General features: G+C 51.1%; 17 protein-coding genes. All 17 read right to left on the bottom strand.

What is annotated here, in order from left to right:
- Positions 1–16: 16 nt before the first annotated feature.
- A complete protein-coding gene (gene chvE, locus ACAN56_RS07475) occupies positions 17–1,105 on the bottom strand; it encodes a multiple monosaccharide ABC transporter substrate-binding protein (RefSeq protein ID WP_038590661.1) in 1,089 nt (362 codons plus the stop codon).
- A 255-nt stretch (positions 1,106–1,360) separates the two neighbouring features.
- Positions 1,361–2,584 carry a response regulator gene (locus ACAN56_RS07470; RefSeq protein ID WP_038590659.1) on the bottom strand — a complete coding sequence of 408 codons (1,224 nt, stop codon included), beginning with the start codon at positions 2,582–2,584 and terminating at the stop codon, positions 1,361–1,363.
- Positions 2,585–2,610: 26 nt separating this feature from the next.
- Entirely contained in the window at positions 2,611–4,470 is a 1,860-nt protein-coding gene (locus ACAN56_RS07465) for a cache domain-containing sensor histidine kinase (protein ID WP_038590657.1), read from the bottom strand.
- 30 nt (positions 4,471–4,500) lie between these two features.
- On the bottom strand, positions 4,501–5,514 hold the full coding sequence (locus ACAN56_RS07460) for a substrate-binding domain-containing protein (RefSeq protein ID WP_038590655.1): 1,014 nt from the start codon (positions 5,512–5,514) through the stop codon (positions 4,501–4,503).
- A gap of 78 nt (positions 5,515–5,592) precedes the next feature.
- A complete protein-coding gene (locus tag ACAN56_RS07455; protein ID WP_379141683.1) occupies positions 5,593–7,398 on the bottom strand; it encodes an LTA synthase family protein in 1,806 nt (601 codons plus the stop codon).
- Between the two features lie 183 nt (positions 7,399–7,581).
- The gene (locus ACAN56_RS07450) at positions 7,582–8,574 is read right to left on the bottom strand and encodes an aldose 1-epimerase (RefSeq protein ID WP_379141681.1); all 993 of its coding nucleotides are present in this window, start codon (positions 8,572–8,574) and stop codon (positions 7,582–7,584) included.
- An 86-nt stretch (positions 8,575–8,660) separates the two neighbouring features.
- Positions 8,661–9,383 (bottom strand): MgtC/SapB family protein, encoded by a 723-nt coding sequence (locus tag ACAN56_RS07445; protein WP_038590644.1) that lies wholly within the window; start codon positions 9,381–9,383, stop codon positions 8,661–8,663.
- A 262-nt stretch (positions 9,384–9,645) separates the two neighbouring features.
- A complete protein-coding gene (locus ACAN56_RS07440; RefSeq protein ID WP_379141679.1) occupies positions 9,646–10,437 on the bottom strand; it encodes an SDR family oxidoreductase in 792 nt (263 codons plus the stop codon).
- Positions 10,438–10,555: 118 nt separating this feature from the next.
- Positions 10,556–10,768 (bottom strand): hypothetical protein, encoded by a 213-nt coding sequence (locus tag ACAN56_RS07435; RefSeq protein WP_379141677.1) that lies wholly within the window; start codon positions 10,766–10,768, stop codon positions 10,556–10,558.
- A 48-nt stretch (positions 10,769–10,816) separates the two neighbouring features.
- Positions 10,817–11,656, bottom strand: a complete 840-nt coding sequence (locus tag ACAN56_RS07430; RefSeq protein ID WP_379141675.1) for a carbohydrate ABC transporter permease — start codon at positions 11,654–11,656, stop codon at positions 10,817–10,819.
- A gap of 3 nt (positions 11,657–11,659) precedes the next feature.
- Positions 11,660–12,544 carry a carbohydrate ABC transporter permease gene (locus ACAN56_RS07425; RefSeq protein ID WP_038599556.1) on the bottom strand — a complete coding sequence of 295 codons (885 nt, stop codon included), beginning with the start codon at positions 12,542–12,544 and terminating at the stop codon, positions 11,660–11,662.
- Positions 12,545–12,663: 119 nt separating this feature from the next.
- Positions 12,664–13,944, bottom strand: a complete 1,281-nt coding sequence (locus ACAN56_RS07420) for an extracellular solute-binding protein (RefSeq protein ID WP_379142051.1) — start codon at positions 13,942–13,944, stop codon at positions 12,664–12,666.
- Between the two features lie 172 nt (positions 13,945–14,116).
- Entirely contained in the window at positions 14,117–15,682 is a 1,566-nt protein-coding gene (locus ACAN56_RS07415) for a response regulator (protein ID WP_379141673.1), read from the bottom strand.
- Entirely contained in the window at positions 15,675–17,453 is a 1,779-nt protein-coding gene (locus tag ACAN56_RS07410) for a sensor histidine kinase (RefSeq protein ID WP_379141671.1), read from the bottom strand. The genes ACAN56_RS07415 and ACAN56_RS07410 overlap by 8 nt, the downstream gene beginning before the upstream one ends.
- A 188-nt stretch (positions 17,454–17,641) precedes the next feature.
- Positions 17,642–18,436 carry an ABC transporter ATP-binding protein gene (locus ACAN56_RS07405; RefSeq protein ID WP_038590625.1) on the bottom strand — a complete coding sequence of 265 codons (795 nt, stop codon included), beginning with the start codon at positions 18,434–18,436 and terminating at the stop codon, positions 17,642–17,644.
- Positions 18,423–19,349: an ABC transporter permease gene (locus ACAN56_RS07400; protein WP_038590622.1), complete on the bottom strand. Its 927-nt coding sequence runs from the start codon at positions 19,347–19,349 to the stop codon at positions 18,423–18,425. Before ACAN56_RS07400 ends, ACAN56_RS07405 begins: the two co-directional genes overlap by 14 nt.
- 66 nt (positions 19,350–19,415) lie before the next feature.
- Positions 19,416–20,486: an ABC transporter substrate-binding protein gene (locus ACAN56_RS07395; protein ID WP_038590619.1), complete on the bottom strand. Its 1,071-nt coding sequence runs from the start codon at positions 20,484–20,486 to the stop codon at positions 19,416–19,418.
- Between the last annotated feature and the right edge of the window lie 263 nt (positions 20,487–20,749).

The raw sequence follows: 20,749 nt of genomic DNA, 5'->3' as shown, positions 1-20,749 counted from the left end.
TCACTGTTGCAGCCGATTATTTTCCCAGCTCTTCTTTGGTATAATAGCCGCCATCCACCAGCACTTTATCCACATTGCCTGCATCCACAGAGACCGGCTCCAACAGGTAGGAAGGAACGATTTTTGCACCGTTGTCATAGGTAGTTGTGTCGTTGACCTCTGCCTCTGTGCCTTTAAGTACGCTTTCCGTCATATCTACCGCTTTTTTGGCCAGCTCACGGGTATCTTTAAATACGGTCTGGGTCTGCTCTCCGGCTAAAATCGACTTCACAGAGGCCAGCTCGGCGTCCTGACCGGTGACAACCGGAAGCTTCTTGTCACCTGAGCCATACCCCACACCTTTTAGGGAAGACAGGATTCCAATGCTGATGCCATCATATGGGGACAGAACGGCATCAAGATTCTCGCTCGCATAATTGGCGCTGAGCAGATTATCCATCCGCGCTTGAGCGGCAGCACCGTCCCAGCGTAAGGTAGCGACCTGATCCATCGTGGTCTGTTTACTGCGGACCACCAGCTTGCCGGAGTCAATGTAAGGCTTCAGAATGGACATCGCGCCATCAAAAAAGAAATAGGCGTTGTTGTCATCCGGTGAACCGCCGAACAATTCAATGTTGAACGGCCCTTTGCCGTCCTTCAGGCCAAGCTTTTCTTCGATATAGGAGCCTTGCAGCACACCGACCTTGAAGTTGTCGAAGGTAGCATAATAATCGACATATTCACTTTTTTTGATCAGGCGGTCGTAGGCGATCACTTTAACGTCTGCGTCATGCGCTTTCTGCAGCACATCAGTCAGGGCCTCACCGTCAATAGAAGCGATGACAATTGCCTTTACACCTTTGGTGATCATATTCTCGATCTGCGACACCTGGTTCTCCACGACATCCTCGGCGTATTGAAGATCCGTGCCGTATCCCAGCTTCTCGAACTCCTTCACCATGTTGTTGCCGTCATTCACCCAGCGCTCCGACGACTTCGTCGGCATAGCAATCCCTACCTTGCCTTTGGAATCATCCGAGCTGCCGCCTGCATTTTTTGTGTTGCCGCAAGCGGACATGATCAATACAACTACCAGTGTCAACATGATCAATGAGTATTTTTTCATTGCTGTATTCCCCCCTGGACTATTCTGTTGCCTTCGCGGGCGTTTCCCGTTTGACAAGTCGAGTATAACAAGGGGGATACGGCCCCGTATTTACACTCAAACTACTGTTTTTATAAAATCAAAACCTTTTTTGTCAGCGTTTACATAAAAACAAAAAAACCACATGAGGCCGGAGCCTGCATGTGGGAACCTCTTGCTGAACAACTATGGACTTCAAGTACTCAACGGGCACTCTAACTTTCTGCTCCCTGCCACTTACTCGTTATCACGGCCGGCTTCTCCGGGAAGCACGCCCTTACGAAACTGCAGGGGGGACACTCCTGTCTGCTTTTTGAACGAGGTGCTGAAATAATGCTGGGTCTCGTATCCTGAACGCTCTGCTACCTCATGGATGCTCATTTCCGTGGAATGCAGCAGCTGTGCCGCTTTGCGCACTCGAATCTGTGTCAGATACGTTCCAAAGGATTCGCCGAGCTCCTGCTTGAACAGGCGGCTGAGATAGACCGGAGAGGCTTGAAGAGAGCCCGCCATCGCCTCCAGGGTCAAGCCGTATTCACTGTAATGCTCAAGGATATATTGCTTCGCCCGGCGAACCAGCGGCGATAAAGGCTGCTCCTTGGCAAGCTCCGCTCTGCATTTACGGTATGAGGAGGCCAGCTCCTCAATCTCTCCTTCAACGGGCTGAATTCCCACTTCGACGGCGATTTTGAGATGACAGCGTACGGCAGCTTCGACTCCGGCCATTATACGCTCTCCCGCTTCATGCCAGAGAAGAATTACGATTAGTCCTGCCGCATCGCGAAAAATAACTTTCGGGTACGTCTCCAGCAGTTCGGCGGCAATATTCTCGATGGCGAAAAGAAACAGCTGGCGTTCCTTCTCCCCCATTCCCGAGGGGTGGGCTTCCCATCTCCAGCGGATGATGCCGATCAGTTCAGGACGCTCCAGCGGCAACTGCAGAAAATGCAGCTGCTCAAGGATTTCTTCCCGGGTCAGATTTCCGTCCAGCCATTCCTGGCAGAAGCGTTCACGCAGCAATGGAAAGTTTTTGCTAATCTGTTTGGAGGCCTGCTGCAAATGCTGGTTCCGCTCTCTCACCGCATTCAGTTCATCCCGGACACCCCGCAGCACCTGCATCAGCTGCTTTGGTTCGGCAGGCTTGAGAATATAATCATTCACCTGCAGCCTTATCGACTCCTGGGCAAAGACAAACTCGTCATGTCCGGTAATCACGATGATTTTGCAGCCGGGGAGCTGCTCCCTCAGCCGCTTCATCAGTTCAATTCCATGCATAATCGGCATATTCAAATCAACGAGTGCGATATGGACGGTATGGTGAAGCGCAAGCTCAAGCGCCTCCTCACCGTCCTCCGCCTCCGCAACTACCTGCAGGCCAAGCCCTTCCCAGTCCACACATTGCTTAATTCCTTCACGGATGATGTCTTCATCATCGGCAATCATGACCTTCCAGTATTCCATATGCGCTTGCTCCCTCCATTCCATAATCAATCGCGGGGATACGCTTCACGAACGACAGGATGCCGGATCGTTGCAGCGGTTCCCTCACCTTGTCTGCTGTCGATGCGGAGTCCGTATGGCTGCCCGTAGGTCAGCCTAATCCGTGCCTGGACATTGAGAATGCCGTAGCCGCTCCCTGTGCTGCCGGGAAGCGGCTGTTCCGCTTCCGCAGCGTCACTGCTGCTCCCGACAGCCTCAAGCCGTTGGTTCAGGATGGAGAGCTGCGCTTCCGGAATACCTGCCCCGTCATCTGTAACTGTCAAGTACAAATCCCCCTCACGTTCTACCACCGAAATGGTGAGTTGACCCGGACCGCGCCGCTCTTTGATTCCGTGATAAATCGCGTTCTCTACCATCGGCTGAAGCAGCAGCTTAAGCACATAGAGCTCCCGGAGCCGCGGCTCCACCTCAATGCTATACGTCAGCTTGCTGCTGTAGCGGACCTGCTGGATCTTCAGATAACTGATGATATGCTCCAGCTCATCGGAGAGCGGGACAATGTCGCTGCCTTTGCTGAGTCCAAGGCGGAACAGCTTGGATAAAGACTGGACCACCTCGGCGATATCCTCCGCCCCCTTGCTGCGGGCCATCCAGTGGATCGTATCCAGCGTATTATATAAAAAATGCGGTTTGATATGTGCCTGCAGACTGCGCAGCTCCGCCTCCCGCTTCTGCCGGGCCTGCAGCTCCGTCAAGGAGAGCAGCCTGCTGATTTGGGCCAGCATACTGTTGAAGCTGCGGCCAAGCAGCCCGATTTCATCCGAGCGGTTGCCCCAGTAGCGGATCGTCAAATCGCCGGATTGCGCCTTGCTCATGAAGGAAGCGAGCTGGCCGATCGGGCGGGAAATCGAATACGCCAGATAAAAGGATGCCGTCATCCCCAGCATACAGACCACAAACACAAACGTTACGACATTAAACGTAATCTCCCGCACGCCATAAGCTGATTCCTCCATTGGAAAGACGCCCATTGTCGTCCATCCTGTAAAGGCAGAAGTCCTGTAGATCAACTGCAAATGGCGGCCGTCGACAGTCTCCGAGGTGATGCCGGAGGTTTCACTGAACAGGCCGGCCGGAATCTTTTGCATAAAAGGATGCTGCGGAGCATAGATCATTTCCCCGCTGTCATCCACTACCGTCAAATAACCGGTTTTGCCCAGCGTCACATCGCGCGCCGTCTCGGCAATGACCCGCAGCTTCAAATCGACCAGAACCACGCCCTGCACCACCTGCGTCTCCGGATCAACAATCGCTCTCACGGCGGATACCACTTCGCTTTCTTTATAATCAACATGGGACATGACTGCGCGCCCATAAGGATGTCCGACAATTTTGAATATCCCTTTATTATCAACAGCCTCCTTGTACCATGCTTCATTAGTCACACGGGTTTCGGGGCGGGCATACATTTCATTACTTATGAAATTGCCTTCACGGTTGACCAGCATAATTCCGGCAATTTCAGAGCTAAGCGTAGTAAAGCCCTGCAGAAACTTGCGGATATTGTACTCTGCCGATTCTCCGCTTGTGCCTGCTTCCTTCAACCGCGTTTCCGCCTTCTCGGTGCCATCCAGAAAAGCCTGCACCCCCGGATCAAAAGAAATCAGGTAGGTTATCTTCTGCAGATTCTCCACATCATTTTCCAGCGCCGTATTGACCTTGCCGATCAGCTGCATCGTATTCTCGTTGCTCTGCTCTTCGATAATCCGGTCCACCGTCCAGCCAATCAGCAATCCTAGCCCGATCGAAGGCAGAATGCTGATCAATAAAAAATGGATGATCAGCTTATACCGGATCGGCAGATTGTTAAACTTCAGCTTCTCCATCGTCAAGCCGCTCTTCCGCATAAGACAATCCCCCCCCGCATCAGCCTGCTTCTATTTGGCATAATAGTTGTCCACATTGGCCCGGGTCACCACATCAATGCCGGTGTCTACCGTATCGGGCACAGGAATAGGCTTGTTATTGGCGTAGGCGGCAGGGTCCTCATCCAGATCACGGTGTAAATGAAACAGCTCCGTAAGCGACCAGTAGCCCATATTCCAGGTACCTTGCGCCATCGTGGCGGCGATTCTGCCTTCTTTAACAAGATCAAGTGTGCCTTTATCAGTATCGAAGCTGATGATCTTGAGTAATGATCCGGCTCCCTGCTTCATTTCCACCGCCTCGGCTACTCCTATTCCCCCATTGGACTCCGTAGCAAAGATACCTGTAAGCTCCGGGTATTCCGCTACCAGCTGTTCCGCCGCTTCCCTGGAAGCCACCTGATCGCCGCGTCCATCCTTGATTGCTACCAGCTTCATCTCAGGGAATTCGCTGCGGATGGTGACGCTGAAGCCGTCCGTACGCTCCTGATGATTATGCTGCTCCGGGGTCGTAATAATCGCCACCTCCCCTTTGCCGCCGGTGAGCTGGGCCATCTTCCGCGCTGCTTCAACTCCGGCATTGTAGTTGTTAGTGCCAAGGAAAGAGTAGGCCTTGCTGTCCGGTGCTCCCGAGTCAAACAGCACGACAGGGATGCCGCTGTCCACGGCCTTATTGATCGTCGCTGTGAGCAGCTCGGAATTGACTGCCGAAATGGCAATTCCCGCCGGTTTTTTGGCTATCATTTGCTCCAATACTGTCATTTGCTCATTGGCATCATGCTGGGTCGAGCCATGGTATTCGACGGAGACATTCAGCTCCTCCGCAGCATCTTCGAAGCCCTTCAGTACGCTTTTCCAATAATCAATTCCACTTTGAAAGGTAACCATCACATATTTATCTTCTATATTGCCGCGCAGACCGGCTGTCTCCCATGGATCCGCAGCGTCAGCCTGCAGCTTGTAATTCAGCACATAAACGAGAAAAATACCGATTAACAGCACATATACCATCCACAGCTTTTTCAAAATGTAACCCCTTTCACAAAAGAACAAGGTAGCACAGCTATTGCCATGATACCTTGTTTAATAAGAGATGGGAATCCCTCAGAACAACAAATCTTGTGAATAACTCTCGCCCTCCAGCAGATCGTACTCTACCATACGGTAGTCATCCAGCAGCTGCTGCTGTTCAGGAGTAAAAGCTGTCAGTGCACCGTTGGAACCGATCAGCACCTGCTTGCTCAGACCGGGCATCTCATCCTGCACTTTCCTCAGAAGTTTGTAGTACGGGGGCATAGGCTGACCCGAAAGTCTAAAGACTGTAGGACCCAGAAAGGCCGGGCTGAGAGTGTTCAGCGGCTCTTTGCCAATATCAAAATTCGCCAGCATCACCAGCTTTGTCTCGTGCTTGAGCCTTGGCTCGCTGTCCCAGCCGGCATCCGTGTATATTCCGGCCGACAAGGCCGGCAAATGATCACCCCAGAAGACGGCAATCGTAGGACGATCAAGAGTTAGCAGCTCCTGCTGCAGATACGCCAGCGCCTCATCGGTCAGCTTGGTATTCTGTGTGTAGGTTTCAAGCTCGTCTTTATAGGACGGTGAAGTGCCTTCAACGGATATCGTATTCGGTCCATTGTGCCCCTTCGTAAACGGAAAATGATTCTGCATGGTCACCAGATGCAAAAACGCCGGGTCAGAGGACGCCTTCAGCTCCCGCAAAGCCTCCTGTACAGCCGCCTTATCGGAAATGTATCCCTCCGGTGTGATGCGTTCGGCATTGTCCAGATCCTTCTCGCTGGTAAAAGCGTCAAATCCGAGAATCGGGTACACGCGGTTGCGGTTGTAGAACGTCTCGTCATACGGATGCAGCGCCAGCGCCCGGTAGCCACGCTCCTTCAGAATGCTTACAATTGAAGGCAGCGAGGACATTTTCACTATTTTTTGCTGATATGGAATGGAACCGTCCTTAAGAAAATACATGGACATCCCTGTCAACGCTTCAAATTCTATATTTGCCGTATTGCCGCCAAACTCAGGAGAGAGCAGGAAACCGGAGGGTGTGGCAGATTCTTCCCCATGGATAAACTTAAGCGGATCTTCACTAAAGGAGAGCCCCGGCAGACGGGTAGGATCAAAGAAGGCTTCGTCCATCATGAACAGGATGTTCGGCTGCTGTGTTGCCTGTACGTTCGGAACCGGATCCGGCAGCTTGCTGTATTTGGCGGCGATCTCCTCTATCGCTCTGCGGCTGTAGCCCTCAGGCTCTTCGATCAGGCTCTGGCGCAAATTGCCGGCAAAGGCAAATAAGAGACCGTTCTGTTTGTAATTCACCTTCTGGTTCCAGAAAATGTTCTGATATTTCATCGAAACAGCCAAAGAAGACTGATGGGCGACCATCGAAACAAATCCGGTTACCATCGCCACCGAAAGCGCGGCAAAGAGCATTCTCAGCGGCAGGGACACCTTAATCTTCGGCAGTTTGAAGAGCAGCCAGACCACAGCGGCAATAAGCAGAACAGCAGCTGCCAGCGCAAGCGGTGGAATCATGCCTTTGGTAATATGGCTCATCTCCCCGGCATTTTTGAGCAGCATCAAATCCCAGGGAAACAGCGGTTCTCCGGTGGTGGACAATTTCTTGTAATCGACAATACCCAGCAGGATGCATAACACAGCGGCCACCGCAGATCCGGCGTAGACGCTCGGCAATATCATAGAAAATACCAGCAGGAGAAAGAAAAAGAACAGGCCTCCGGCTAAATACAACCAGTAATATTCTCCGATCCAGCTGAAAACACTCATCGCATCCATATTTAATGAAGCGGCTTGCATGAAGAAATTCAGAGCAAAGCCACATAACAGCAGAGCGAGCAGCAGGAAACCCAATCTTTTGGAAGGTAAAAAATATCGCATATAAAATTCACTCCTAACTATACTAAACGTGTAGTATACGCCATTTAGCTTAAAGCTGCATTAAAAGAACGCACAAAAAAAGCCCCACAAAAGTGAGGCTTGGCTTTACTTCCCATTTGAGACCTTAGCACCGCACACATCAGTTAGATGCACCCGGGTTGTTCAGCTATGAATCTCTACTCCCTATATCACGTACAGACGGCTGGTTTCTTCCCAGAATTCGCCCGGCTTCAGGCCGAACAATCCGATCTCATCGGCAGGAAGATCCACCTTCGGGGCATTCACCAGGTTAATCTGCGGCTCCGGACAGAAGAATCCTTCTGTAGCGCCATTGTTCCAGATCATCCATTGCTTGTAGGAGGTTCCGACATCATACACGAGCGTAACGCCGGACTTGCTGTCCGTCAGTTCCATCCGGTTGCGGCCGTTTTGCGGTACAGCGGTGTAATGGTTGTCCATCGGCGCAAAGAACGGATTGACTCCTTCATCACGCAACGCGATTTCGTCTGCCGTCAACTCCTGGAAAGCGCCGGTGGGCAGCATACGCTCACTCAACTCCCAACGCTCGCCAATGGTTGCCTTCACACGGTAATCCTGAGGCGAGCTGTCCGGTGCAAACGGCGCATTGATCGCCGTGTGGAAGGCCAGCAGGCAAGGCATCAGCTCGCCGCCGTCATTGTGGACCAGCAGTTGCTGGGACAGCCCGGTTGCTTCGCCCAGCGTGTAGCGCAGCTTGACCGTATATTTGAACGGCAGGTATTGATAGGACGGGTGATTCTCGTCTACCTTGATCGCCACCGTAACGAAGCTTTCGCTTTTACCGCTGCCGAATTCTTCAACTTCCCACGCAGCCGTATGTAAAAATCCGTGCAGATGGTTGCCTGTTGCAGCCTCATTCACCGGAAACTTGTAGGTTTGTCCATTCCATGGAAATTCCCCATCTTCATAACGATTCGGAGGAAACAGTACAGGTATGCCGTGAATTCCAGGGCTGGCTTTAAAGGCCTCCATCTCTGACGCGCCCGGCTCATGCAGGAAACGGTAACCGTTTTCGGTATCACGGAAGCAAATCAGATTGCCGCCGATGCCCGGCAGGATAGCTGCCTCGTAACGTCCCGCTTTCAGCCAGACTGCAGCCTCTCCTTCATATTGTCCTTCGAATGCAGTAATCGACATGATAACTTTATTCTCCCTTCCATATGTTCGAAATGACTATCTCCTAAATAGATTACCACATCTGCCCAGAAGGGAACATGTCATTTTTACAACTGTTCCACTTCTACGCTCATTACATGTTCAATTTTCTTCACATCATAATAAATTTCCGTCGCATAATCCTGATCAGGCGCAGACAGCACCATGTCAATCAGTTGTCTGCCGTCATCCAGATCCTTGATCTTCATCCGCCGGATCGTCCGTCCCGGTCTTCTCGTCTTTCGCTGATCGGTCATTTGACGTCCCTCGATCTTCTGGATCACCTCGGTCAGCACATAATTGGGCTCCATTATGATCTTGACGGAAATCTCATGCTTGTTCAGCACCTGTGGTCCAACGGCTTTGATCAGCAGCGGCACAGCATTGACGGCAAACATCAGCAGCACAACTGCATACCCCGCTTCCACATAAAAGCCTGCTCCAACCGCGATGCCAATCCCCGAGGCCGTCCAGATCAGCGCCGCCGAAGTTAATCCGGAAATCGCGTCTCCGCCTCTGCGCAGGATTACACCCGCGCCCAAAAATCCGATCCCGCTGACAATCTGCGCCGCCAGGCGCATCGGGTCCATGTTGGGGTGGTCCGTTCCCCCGAACTTGTCATAAGCATGGATCGAGACAAGCGTCACTAAACAGCTTGCGATACTGATGACCATACTGGTCCGAATCCCCAGCGGCTTTTGTTTTAATTGCCTGTCGATACCGATGAACAGCCCGAACAGCATGGCCACAAGCAGCTTTACTATCGATTCCGTGTGCAGATCAATCTCCATAGCTCCTCCTAAAAGTATATTTATGAATACACAGATAGAATCAGTATACCTGAAAACAACATGAAAGCTTAGCTTTATTTATTGCAAGATAACCTCATAAAACATTTAAATCTTAATGAACAAGAAGAAACGGCATCCCCGGCCTTTTGCGTCAGCGATGCAGCCCTCTTGGGCTGAGCTAATGACAAGGAACGGATTCCGTTTCTTCTGAGGAAGAGCTATTCAATTCATAATATGCTTGGCTGCCCATGGTTAGAAGAGATCAGCCATGCAGCAGCGACTCGGCTCCGTCACAATAAATCTCTGTTCCCGTAATATGATCCGAATCGGCGGATGCCAGGAACAGGGCAAGTTTGGCCACCTGATCAGGCCGTCCGGGACCTTCCTCCAGCGGCTGCCCGCCGTCCGGAAAGTTCACCTCGATCTGCACTTCTTTGAGATCGTCGGAAGGATACGTATTGTCATCAATATTCGTCTTGATCGCCCCCGGACAGATGGCATTCACACGAATTTTGTATTGGGCCAGCTCCAGTGCAGCCATCTTCATAAAAGCCACCTGACCGGCCTTCGTCGTGCTGTAGGCAGAGAAACCGATATTAGAGAACACGCGGTTACCGTTAATCGAGCTGTTGATCAGTATGCTGCCTCCGTTCTCTTTCAAATGCGGAATTGCATATTTGACAGTGGCAAAGGTTCCACGGAGGTTGATATGAATCGTCTGATCCCAGGACTCAATATCCATCGTTTCAATCGGAGTCATCGCTCCGTTTATCCCGGCATTGGCGAACACAACATCAAGCCGCCCCCATTTCGCGGCCGCTTGCTTCACCGCCGCTTCCACCTGCTGCGGTTCGGCAATGTCACATTCAATGACGACGGCTTCCCCGCCTTCCTGTTTCACCTGACGTACAACCTTCTCGGCATTTTCAACCGTCCGGTCGAGCAGTACCACCCTTGCTCCGTTTCTGGCGAACTCCAGCACCGATGCTCTTCCGATCCCGGAACCGCCTCCAGTAACAATAGCTACCTTGCCTTTCAGCTTCTGGTCTGTCATATTAGCCAATCCTCCCAATCTAGATCATCTGTATACGCTTACCGGTTAAGTTCTTTCCTTAACCTTTACCTCGCATACAGGGGAGTGAATCGGCAAGTCTAATTTCATTAGTCTTCGGTCAGTCTCCCTGGCGCAAATGAATGATCAAAGCACTCAGGCCGGCCTCGCGGATGCCTTCTGCCACCAGCTGCGACAGCAAGCGGGCACCCAGGATCTGAAAATGGGTGTTGTCCTGCACTCCCGCAGGATGTTTGAGGAACTCCCCGGGATAACTCCACATGAACAGCTCTTTGCAGCCTTCCGGTCCAAAATCAAAGTGATAACTTCCCATGCTTAAGCACACCTTTCCTGCTCTCTCCAGAGCAGATCATACTTTGACTCAACCCTTCAGTCCGCTGGTACTGATGCCATCCACTATCTGCTTCTGGAAGATAAAGAATATCAGCATAACCGGCGTGAGACTGAGCACAGACATCGCGAACATCGGCCCCCAATTGGAAACAGATTCACTGTCGAGAAACATTTTGAGACCCATGGATACTGTGTATTTGGATGGAGAGTTCAAATACAGCACAGGCCCGAGCAAATCCTCCCAGCGCCAGTAGAAGGAGAAGATTGCTGCAGTCGCCATAGAAGGCCGGATCAGTGGCAGAATAATCTTGTAATACAATCTGAATTTACCGCAGCCGTCAATCGTCGCCGCCTCGTCCAGCTCTGCGGGAATCGTGCGGATGAACTGCAGCATCAGGAAGATAAAAAACGGGACACCGAAAAATTGCGGAATTACAATCGGTCTGATGCTGTCCAGCCAATTCAGCTTCGTATAAATTATATATTGCGGCACCAGCACTACATCCGAGGGCAGCATCAGCGTCATCATCATGATCCCGAACCACAGGCCATGGCCGGCAAATTTGTTGCGGGCGAATCCGAAGGCAACCAGTGAGGAAGAGAACACCGCACCAAAAGTAGCCACAATGACGATAACGAATGAGTTCTTGATAAAGACGCCGAACGTATATCCTGCGACCCCTTCCCAGCCTTTGGCGTAGTTCCCCCACTCCCAGGGATGCGGAAGCAGCTGCTGCGCCGTGACGAACACCAAACGGCTCTCCTTAAAGGAGCTCATGATCATCCATACAATCGGGTACAGCATGATGATGGCGAGTCCGCCGATAAGCAGGTGATAGATCGGCCATTTCATTTTATACTTCGCCATGGCTCATTTCCCTCCTCCCGATTCATAGAAAACCCATGATCTGGATGTTTTGAACAGAATTCCAGTCATAATTCCAACGAGCAGGAGCATCACCCAGGCCATAGCCGACGCATAGCCCATATTGTTGAACATAAATGCCTGGCGGAACAAATACAGGGAATAAAGCATGGTTCCGTCCATCGGCCCTCCTTCGCCTTTGGAAATAATGTAGGCTGGCACAAATGTCATAAATGCGCTGATCGTCTGCATAACCAGATTGAATAGAATCACTGAACTAAGCAGCGGCAGCGTTATTTTGAAGAACTTGCGGAAGAAGCTTGCACCGTCTACACTGGCGGCTTCATACATTTCACCGGAAATATTTTTTAGACCGGCCAGAAAGATCAGCATCGAGGAACCGAATTGCCAGACCGATAAGGTAATCAGCATTATGAGCGCGGCACCCGGATCTCCGAACCAGCTCACGGGCCCAAGTCCGAAAAATCCCAGCAGGCCGTTGATAATTCCGGTATCGCTAAAGATGTTGCGCCACATAATTGAGACAGCCACACTGCCGCCGATGATGGAGGGCAAGTAATAAACGGTCCGGTAGGCCCCCACCATTCGCGACTTTGTATTGAGGATCATCGCCACAAACAGGGCAAATCCCAACCGCAGCGGGACACCGATGAACACGTACATCAAGGTGACTTTCAGGGAATGCAGGTACTTGGGATCACCTGTAAACATCTTAGTATAATTGTCTAGCCCCACCCATTGAGGGGGGGCGAACAGATTATATTTGGTAAAGGACAGATACAAGGAAATGATCATAGGAACCAGTGTGAAGCTCAGGAAACCAATAATAAAAGGACTGATAAATGCGTATCCTGTCAGGTTTTTGCGCAGCCTCTGCCCTAGCGGTTTCTTCGCTCTATAGACGGGAGGTTGTGCGGTAAGGGGATGGCTGGAAGGCAAGGTTCTCCAACTCCAATCTTTTTAGAATTCACAGTACGGCGGGGTTTGCCTTAACGGTTCGCGAGAATTTCATTCGCTTCCTTACGGAACCGGGCAGCGGCAGCATCTGGCTTAATCTGGCCGAAGTTCATTTGCTCGGCAAGGTCGGTCAGCAGGGCCACCACTTCCGGCGACCCCACCGGCGGGCTCATTGGCGAAGTCTTCGGCTCCATGTCCGCTACGAACTGGAAGACCTGTTTGCCGGAATCTGTCAGTTCAGTGGACAGTGATTCTTTGATTTTGCTGGAAATCGGCACGCCGCGTTCACCTTTGATCAGTTTGTTGGCTTCGGCATTGTTGATCCAGAAATCAATAAATTTCGCCGCTTCTTCTTTAGCCTTGGAGTTGGCTGTGATCGACCAGTACATACTTGGCTGCATATACAGCCCTTTTTCCATATCCGGCCCAGGCATTTGCGCCAGCGCCATCGGACGGTTTACAGCAATTTGCAGGGCCACATACTGGTTCGACCACTGCCAGACCCCGATCCCCGTTCCTTTGACCACATCCGTCTCTTCAATAACCCCTTTATTCTGGCTCAGCTTATCCTGGGAAGGTACAGCACCTTTGACAATCAAATCAGAGAGCATTCCGAAAAAGTCACTGAACATTGCATCATCTTCATAACCCAGTGCAGAACCGTCCGTGTTGTAGAGTGACACTCCTTTGGTGCGCAGATAGTAGTTGAAAAAGACATCCGCCGCCATCGAGGTGTCTATATACAACCCGGCGTCTTTGCTCTTGAGTGCAATTTCCTTATAATCGTCCCAAGTCCAGTTCTCAGGAATGCTGTCTACACCGGCTTTCTTGAGCAGTGCCGGATCGTATTGGAAACCAAGAACATTGACACCCAGCGGAATGCCGTACTGTTTGCTGTCAATTTTACCGGTCGCAAGCACATTCTCATTCACGTCTCCGACCTGAATCGATTGGTTTAAGTAGGCGCCCATATCCTCCAGCTGACCGTTCGTTCCATATTGATTAATATAGGAAATATCCATTTGCACAATATCTGGCAAGCGGTTAGCCGCCGCCTGGGGAGCCAGCTTCTTCCAGTAATCATCAAAGGACGCATATTCCGGTTCAATCGTAACGTTCGGATTCTGCTCTTCATACATATCGATCACTTGCTGAGTATACGAATGACGGGTGTCTCCGCCCCACCAGGCAATACGCAAGGTTACAGGCTCCGCTGAGGTTGTAGCTGCCGGCTTGTTATTTGCTCCTGCTGTCGCTTCCGAATTGGTTGCGGTGGCTGCAGGGTTATTGTTTCCTCCGCAGCCGGCAAGCATGGACATCAGCATGGGTACCGCCAATAAGGCAAATCTCTTTTTCAATTTCAGTTCTCCCCTTTTCGCAAATGGATTAAGAAGGACCCACTTCAATGGTAACGCTTCCATATGTAAATTCTCTCAAATTCAGCAGCATTCTTGAATACAAAAAACCGTTCTCTTTGTTCAATAATCAGCTTCCTTGCGGCTTCATAAAGTCTGTAGGGGTCTGGCCGGTCACTTTTTTAAACACCTGGCTGAAATATTGGGCATTCCCGCCGAACCCGAACATTTCCGCCAGTTCAAATACCTTAACGTCACCGCTACGCATAATATGCTCTGAAGCTTTCGTGATCCGGTAATTAGTCACATAGTTGGAGAATTTTTCGCCGGTGATTTTTTTGAATATTTTCCCCAGGTAATCCGGATTCATATATAACATTTTTGCGGCCACTGAACCAAGCGAGAGCTCCGCATTCCAGTAATCGGTTTCGATGATGTGCAGCATTTTATCTACGATGGAGGATTGGCGGGTGACGAAATGCCGTTCGTACATGGCCGTCAGCCGGCAGGCCGCCTCTTTCACATAATCCTTAAGACTGCCGAGGGTACGCAGCTCTGCCAGCTCCGCAAGCCCTGAAGTAAAGGCGCCTCTCTCCTCCGGTATACACAGTCTGATCATTGCCGAATACAGCTGCAGCACATAGGAACGGGTCACATTGATATCAAACCGCTCTGCCGATAATACCCCGAATAAGCGATCCAATTCACTTTCCACCGCATGCCGGTCGCCAGCCTTGATAAGCAGACAAATTTGCTCCTCCTGCAGATCAATCTCGTTTCGCCCGCTGAGCTCATCTTCAAGAATGTCACTTCCCGTAATCAGGCTGCCTTCTTCCAGATAAAAACGATGGTTCATGCACTGCAGTGTCTGCCGGTACAGGCTGCGGGAGTGGTTCATCTGTCCCTGGTCACTGACCGCAATCGTCGGATATATTTTGTAAAAAGTATTAAAAATCTCCTTCACCTCTGAGATCCGCTCCAGCAGACCCGGCTGGTCACTGCCATCCTCCGGCTGCTCCACCAGGATTAATAGATGGTTGCCGATGGTAGTGCTGAGAAGCACCTCATGAAGCATATCCTGGGCGATATTTTGCAGCGCGAACAAATGCTCATATTCACAGCCATCCTCCAGCCGGAACAGGATCAGCCTGACTGATTTATCATCCAGCGTGAGGCCAAACAGCTCCTGATAATAATCCAGGTCACGGCTTCCATAAGTTTTATTGGAGATCCATTCCTTAAGAAATTGCTCTTTGACATGCGGCAGCACCTTCTTCAGACGCTCTTTCATGTCACCCACAAACTGCTCCCGTCTCTTGATCTCATCCAATTCCAACGTCAATTCGCTCAGCGCTTCATGTATCTGCCGCTCGTTGCACGGCTTCAACAGGTAATGCTTGACCCCGTGCTGCATAGCGCTGCAGGCATAATCAAAATCCTTATAGCCGGTCAGCATAATGAATTTCACCTGCGGAAAGCGCTCACTGCACTGCTCTACCAGCTTCAGGCCATCCAGACCGGGCATGGAAATATCGGTGATCACGATCTCCGGCTTAAGCCGCTCCATTTGAGCCAGCGCTTCAATGCCGTTGCGGGCTGTTCCAGCCAGCACTGTACCTGCCTTCTCCCAATCCACCACCTGTGAGATCCCTTCCAGGATCAGCCGTTCATCGTCGACCAACAGCAATTTATACATCGCCATGCTCCCCTTTCAAATAAGGAATAAGTACATGAATAACCGTACCCATCCCCGGCTGACTTTCAATTTCAGTTCCCCACTCCCCGCCAAAAACCAGCTGTACACGTTCCTTGATATTCGCCAGCCCGATTCCCTCACCCCGGGTCTGAATCCGGCCCTGCTGCAGATCACGAATAAATTGATCCGTCATACCGGGTCCATTGTCAGCTACCCTAAGATCCAGCCCGTTTGAAGTACGGCTCACAGAAATCGTAATCATGCAGGGTTCAATATTTGGTTCCAGCGCGTAACGGATGGCGTTCTCCACCAGCGGCTGCAGGGTCAGCTTGGGAATCAGCGCATCCTGCAGATCGGCAGGAATGTCCATTCTGAAGTCCAGCCGCTCCTCAAAACGCGTTCGTTGAATCGTGACATAACTCCTCACAATACTGAGCTCCTTCTCCAGTGTGATCAGCGGGTCTTTCAGCCCTATCGAGCTGCGGAGCAGGTAACCCAGCGCCTCCACCATCTCTGAAATCTGCTCCTGCTTGTTCACCTTGGCCAGCCAGTTAATCGATTCCAAAGTGTTGTATAGGAAATGCGGATTTATCTGCGCCTGGAGCGCCTTCAGCTCCGTTTCCCGGATCACCAGCTGCTTGGCGTAGTTCTCATCAATCAGTTCTCTGATCCGGCGGATCATCATTTTGAACGTACGGTTGAGCTGGCTTACTTCATCCTGGGCATTTTGCGAGACAAGTCCCAGCGACTGCTCCTCCAGATTGTCCAAGTCGCCTTTTTCGATCCGTCTCATCTTCTCCGTCAGCTTCGATATCGGCCGTGCGATGCTTCGGGCGAGACGATAGCCAAGCAGCAGCCCAAGCAGGAGAATACAGGCAAATACGATGACGACCATTCTTTTGAGAATAGTGATCTGTTTGAACATTTCATTGAACGGTGTCGCATTAATATAAGTCCAATCCATATAGGAGGACTCCGTCTTAGCAATGAAATACGTGCCTTGAGCGTAGCTGCCTGTCCGGTAAGGTTCAGGCCGTCCCACTTCCACTGCCAGCTCGCGCGGTGTAAGCAGCGGCTCTGCGGGATAGAATGAGCGGTTGCTGGCCGTGTCAACTACAATCAGCTGCCCTTCGCCCGAGGCCATATTCGTGCTGTCGGCAACGATCCGTTCTACCCGGATGCGGATAACCAGCGTCCCCAGATGATCCAGTGTAAAAGTAGAGCCTGTATAAGACTTGATCTGGCGTACGGCAAGCAGCGAGTTTTTGCTGCCCTGGGTGTACCAGACGTTGCTTCCTCCACCCTCCACAGCCAGCGGCTTCAGCTGATCCTGCAGGGACTGCGATACTCCTTCCCGGTTGCCGGCTGTCATCACACCGTCATTTGCATCCATCAGCATCATGGAATACACATACTTCTCCGCACCCGCAAAAGCCACCAGCCGGTTAATAATCTTGTTATGCAGCACCAGCCGCTCATAGGGTGTGGGATAATCCAGCAGCTTGCGCAGACAATCCTGGATCTGTTCATCCGAGCCGACCGCAAAGGACAGCTGCTCCAGCTCCTTAAGCTCACTTTCTATGCTTACTGCCGACATACCAAGGACTTCAGATGACTTTTCATAAATTTGCCGGTCGTAGATCCGGTACACGTACTGAAGAAATATAAGAGAAAACAGAAACGACAACAGCAGTAAGAAGGAAATGAGCAGAATCATTTTGTTAAAGATCCCCGAATTCCTGTAAGCGCTTTTATTATTTCTCAAGTACATTTCTCTTTTCAATCCGCCTTTCCGTATCATTTATAAGGCCAGTTCGCTTCATGGACATTATTATCATAAACGAATGACACGGTTATGGAAATATAAACCAAAAAGACCTGAATAGCAGTTCCATGAGAAACTGCATATCCAAGTCTATAGGGTGGTGATTATAAATGCGTATTTAAGTAGAGCACATATTATCCCAGCATCATCCGGTCATCCGCCAGCTTATGTCCGCTGATGGTTTCGAATTCACCAAGCAGCCGTTCGACGGTCAGATCTTTTTTCCGCTCTGCATCAATGTCCAGGATAATAGTCCCTTTATCCATCATGATCAGCCGGTTGCCCAGCCGGATGGCCTGCTCCATGTTATGGGTAACCATCAGCGTAGTGAGCTTCATCTCACGGACAATCGATTCCGTCAGTTTCGTAATCAGCTCCGCGCGGGCCGGGTCAAGGGCTGCAGTATGCTCGTCCAGCAGCAGAATCTGCGGCTGGGTAAAGGTCGCCATCAGCAGGCTGAGCGCCTGTCTCTCTCCGCCGGACAGCAGGCCCACTTGGGCGCGCAGCCGGTTCTCCAGCCCGATGCCGAGGCGGCTCAGCTGTTCACGGAACAGCACCCGTCTGGCGCTGCTGACTCCGAAGGTCAGACCGCGGTTTTGGCCCCGTTTGAAAGCCATCGCCAGGTTCTCCTCAATCGTCATATGCGGGGCCGTACCGGCCATCGGATCCTGAAAGACCCGTCCGATCCAGCGGGCGCGCTGATACTCAGGCAAATGGCTGATCGAGCTGCCTTCGATCCGTGCTTCCCCCAGATCCGGCTTCATTACCCCGGAGATCACGTTCATCAAAGTGGATTTACCTGCCCCGTTGCTTCCGATAATCGTAACGAAATCGCCGGCTTGAAGGTGAAGGTCGATGCCCAGCAACGCAATCTTCTCATCAGGGCTGCCGGGATTAAACAGCTTGGATACATTATCAAGCTTTAGCATCGGCTGTTCCCCCTTTCTTGCTTCTTAGCGCCAGCGCCGCTAGTTCAGCACTTCTTCTGCGGGCTGTTCTCTTCTGCTTCATATACCGCTGAAGCGACGGGAACAACAGGGCAATAATGACGATAACTGCCGTAATCAGCTTCAAGTCGGAGGCCTTCAGCCACGGAACCCGCAAGGCGAGCGCTACAACTATCCGGTAAACGATCGAGCCCAGCACAACGGCCAGCGTAGCCCGGAACACATTTCTGGCGCCAAAAATCGCCTCTCCAATAATTACCGAAGCCAGTCCGATAACAATCATCCCAATACCCATGGTTGAATCGGCAAAAGAGGAAGACTGAGCGATTAGTGCTCCCGAGAGCGCCACTAAGCCATTCGACAGGCTGATGCCGAGAATAGTCGTTGTATCTGTGTTTACACCGAAGCTGCGGATCATTCTTGAATTGTCGCCTGTGGCCCGCAGGGCCAGGCCAAGGTCTGTGCGCAGAAACAGATCCATCAGCAGTTTAACAGCAACCACAATAAACGGCATGACCAGCAAAGGATTTATTGAACTAAGCAGGGTGTCTTCGCCCATGATCGAAACGTTGGGCTTATCTAATATCCGTAAATTAATGGAATATAGAGCTATCATCATCAGGATCCCGGACAGCAATCCGTTAATTTTGCCTTTTGTATGCAGCAGGCCCGTGCACATGCCGGCTGCCATACCGCCAGCCATTGCACAGAATGTAGCCAGCCAAGGGGAATAGCCCTGAGTAATCATCACTGCGGCGATCGCCCCGCCAGTTGTAAAGCTTCCGTCTACAGTTAAATCCGGAAAGTCAAGAATCCGAAAAGTTATATATACCCCCAAAGCCATAAAAGCGTACAGCAAGCCCGATTCCAAGGCTCCCATTATTGAATCATACATAGGTGACTTCCTCCCTCAAGCGGCAAGGGGCGTTCTTCTCGAATCGCCCCGTCATAATATCTGAACTTATTGAATGATGTTGTTGGTCTGGTCAGCGACTTCGGCTTTCATGGCATCTGTAACTTCAATGCCCTGCGCCTCTGCAGCCTTCAGGTTAAGTATAAGGTCCAGCTTCTCCTGCATGGTTACTTTCATGTCGCCTGGGCTTGTGCCGTTCTTCAGCACCTCCACAGCCATTTCACCAACCTGATAGCCGTGGTCATAATATTTGAAACCGACAGTGGCAAAAGCGCCCTTCTCTACCGTATCACGGTCAGCGGAGAAGAACGGAAGCTTCTTCTCATTCGCGGTTTGGATGATCGTATCTACAGCACTTACCACTGAATTGTCCAGCGTAATGTAGAATGCGTCTACACGTCCGACAAGCGATTCAGCCGCCTGCTTCACTTCAGAAGTATTCGTGACTGCAGCCTTCACCAGCTCAATGCCGTGTTTGTCGAGCTCTTCCTTGGCGATTCCCGCCATAACTACAGCATTCGGCTCGCCCTCATTAATGACAAGACCCAGTTTCTTCACCTTGGGGAACTGTGCCGCAATGAATTGCATCAGCCGGGTGATTGCCTCCGGATTGGTATCGGAAGCACCGGAGACATTGCCGCCCGGGTGTTCCAGATCGGTTACAAGTCTGGCATCCAGCGGATCTGTAACAGCGGCGAACAATACCGGTGTATCCTTATCTACCTTCTGCACAATTGATTGAGCCGAAGGAGTGGCAATCGCGAGCACGAGATCGTTTTTGTCGCCGGCAATCTTCTGTGCGATGGACAGGTTGTTGGCTTGATCGGCCTGTGCGTTCTGGAGATCCACCTTCAGGTTCTCGCCTTCAATAAGTCCGGCATCCTTAAGTGCGGCCATGAAGCCTTCGCGTGTCGCATCCAGCGACGGATGTTCTACGTATTGGGAGATGGCAATGCTGTAGGATTCTTTGCTGCCTGCATCTGCAGGAGCAGCCGTGGCATTTGCCGGTTTGTTAGCAGCTTTTTCCGTATTCACCGCAGCATTGTTGTTCGATCCGCAACCCGAAGCTACAAGCATCAGACACAAGCTTAATCCTACCCAAATGTTCTTTTTTTTCATCATATAACCCCTTTTCTTTTACGGTATCAGCGCGTGCATCAAAGTGAGCGACTCAGCACTATCGCTTTCATCTTTAAAAGCGTTAAAGCGAAAGCTCACACTAACCTCACATAAAATACAGCCAATCTATTAAACATAATATTATATGGCGGTCCTTTATCCGTCAATGACTTATCAGCTCTCCAATTTATTCTTGCAAGATCAGGAAGCTAAGCCAAGATGTTCACTCCTTCTGACCCTACAAGAAAAGCTTCGATTGATGT

Source organism: Paenibacillus paludis, assembly GCF_042610515.1.
Lineage (GTDB): Bacteria > Bacillota > Bacilli > Paenibacillales > Paenibacillaceae > Paenibacillus_AQ.
The sequence above is the reverse complement of the archived record's forward strand: the minus strand, read 5'-3'. Positions and strand labels throughout refer to the sequence as shown.

Bases quoted from the DNA above. Each gene is read 5' to 3' on its own strand.
- ACAN56_RS07455 (WP_379141683.1), bottom strand. From the start codon at position 7,398: ATGCGATATTTTTTACCTTCCAAAAGATTGGGTTTCCTGCTGCTCGCT.
- ACAN56_RS07465 (WP_038590657.1), bottom strand. From the start codon at position 4,470: ATGCGGAAGAGCGGCTTGACGATGGAGAAGCTGAAGTTTAACAATCTG.
- ACAN56_RS07440 (WP_379141679.1), bottom strand. From the start codon at position 10,437: ATGACAGACCAGAAGCTGAAAGGCAAGGTAGCTATTGTTACTGGAGGC.
- ACAN56_RS07405 (WP_038590625.1), bottom strand. From the start codon at position 18,436: ATGCTAAAGCTTGATAATGTATCCAAGCTGTTTAATCCCGGCAGCCCT.
- ACAN56_RS07430 (WP_379141675.1), bottom strand. From the start codon at position 11,656: ATGGCGAAGTATAAAATGAAATGGCCGATCTATCACCTGCTTATCGGC.
- ACAN56_RS07415 (WP_379141673.1), bottom strand. From the start codon at position 15,682: ATGTATAAATTGCTGTTGGTCGACGATGAACGGCTGATCCTGGAAGGG.
- ACAN56_RS07410 (WP_379141671.1), bottom strand. From the start codon at position 17,453: ATGTACTTGAGAAATAATAAAAGCGCTTACAGGAATTCGGGGATCTTT.
- ACAN56_RS07420 (WP_379142051.1), bottom strand. From the start codon at position 13,944: ATGCTTGCCGGCTGCGGAGGAAACAATAACCCTGCAGCCACCGCAACC.
- ACAN56_RS07400 (WP_038590622.1), bottom strand. From the start codon at position 19,349: ATGTATGATTCAATAATGGGAGCCTTGGAATCGGGCTTGCTGTACGCT.
- ACAN56_RS07435 (WP_379141677.1), bottom strand. From the start codon at position 10,768: ATGGGAAGTTATCACTTTGATTTTGGACCGGAAGGCTGCAAAGAGCTG.
- chvE (WP_038590661.1), bottom strand. From the start codon at position 1,105: ATGAAAAAATACTCATTGATCATGTTGACACTGGTAGTTGTATTGATC.
- ACAN56_RS07470 (WP_038590659.1), bottom strand. From the start codon at position 2,584: ATGGAATACTGGAAGGTCATGATTGCCGATGATGAAGACATCATCCGT.
- ACAN56_RS07445 (WP_038590644.1), bottom strand. From the start codon at position 9,383: ATGGAGATTGATCTGCACACGGAATCGATAGTAAAGCTGCTTGTGGCC.
- ACAN56_RS07450 (WP_379141681.1), bottom strand. From the start codon at position 8,574: ATGTCGATTACTGCATTCGAAGGACAATATGAAGGAGAGGCTGCAGTC.
- ACAN56_RS07395 (WP_038590619.1), bottom strand. From the start codon at position 20,486: ATGAAAAAAAAGAACATTTGGGTAGGATTAAGCTTGTGTCTGATGCTT.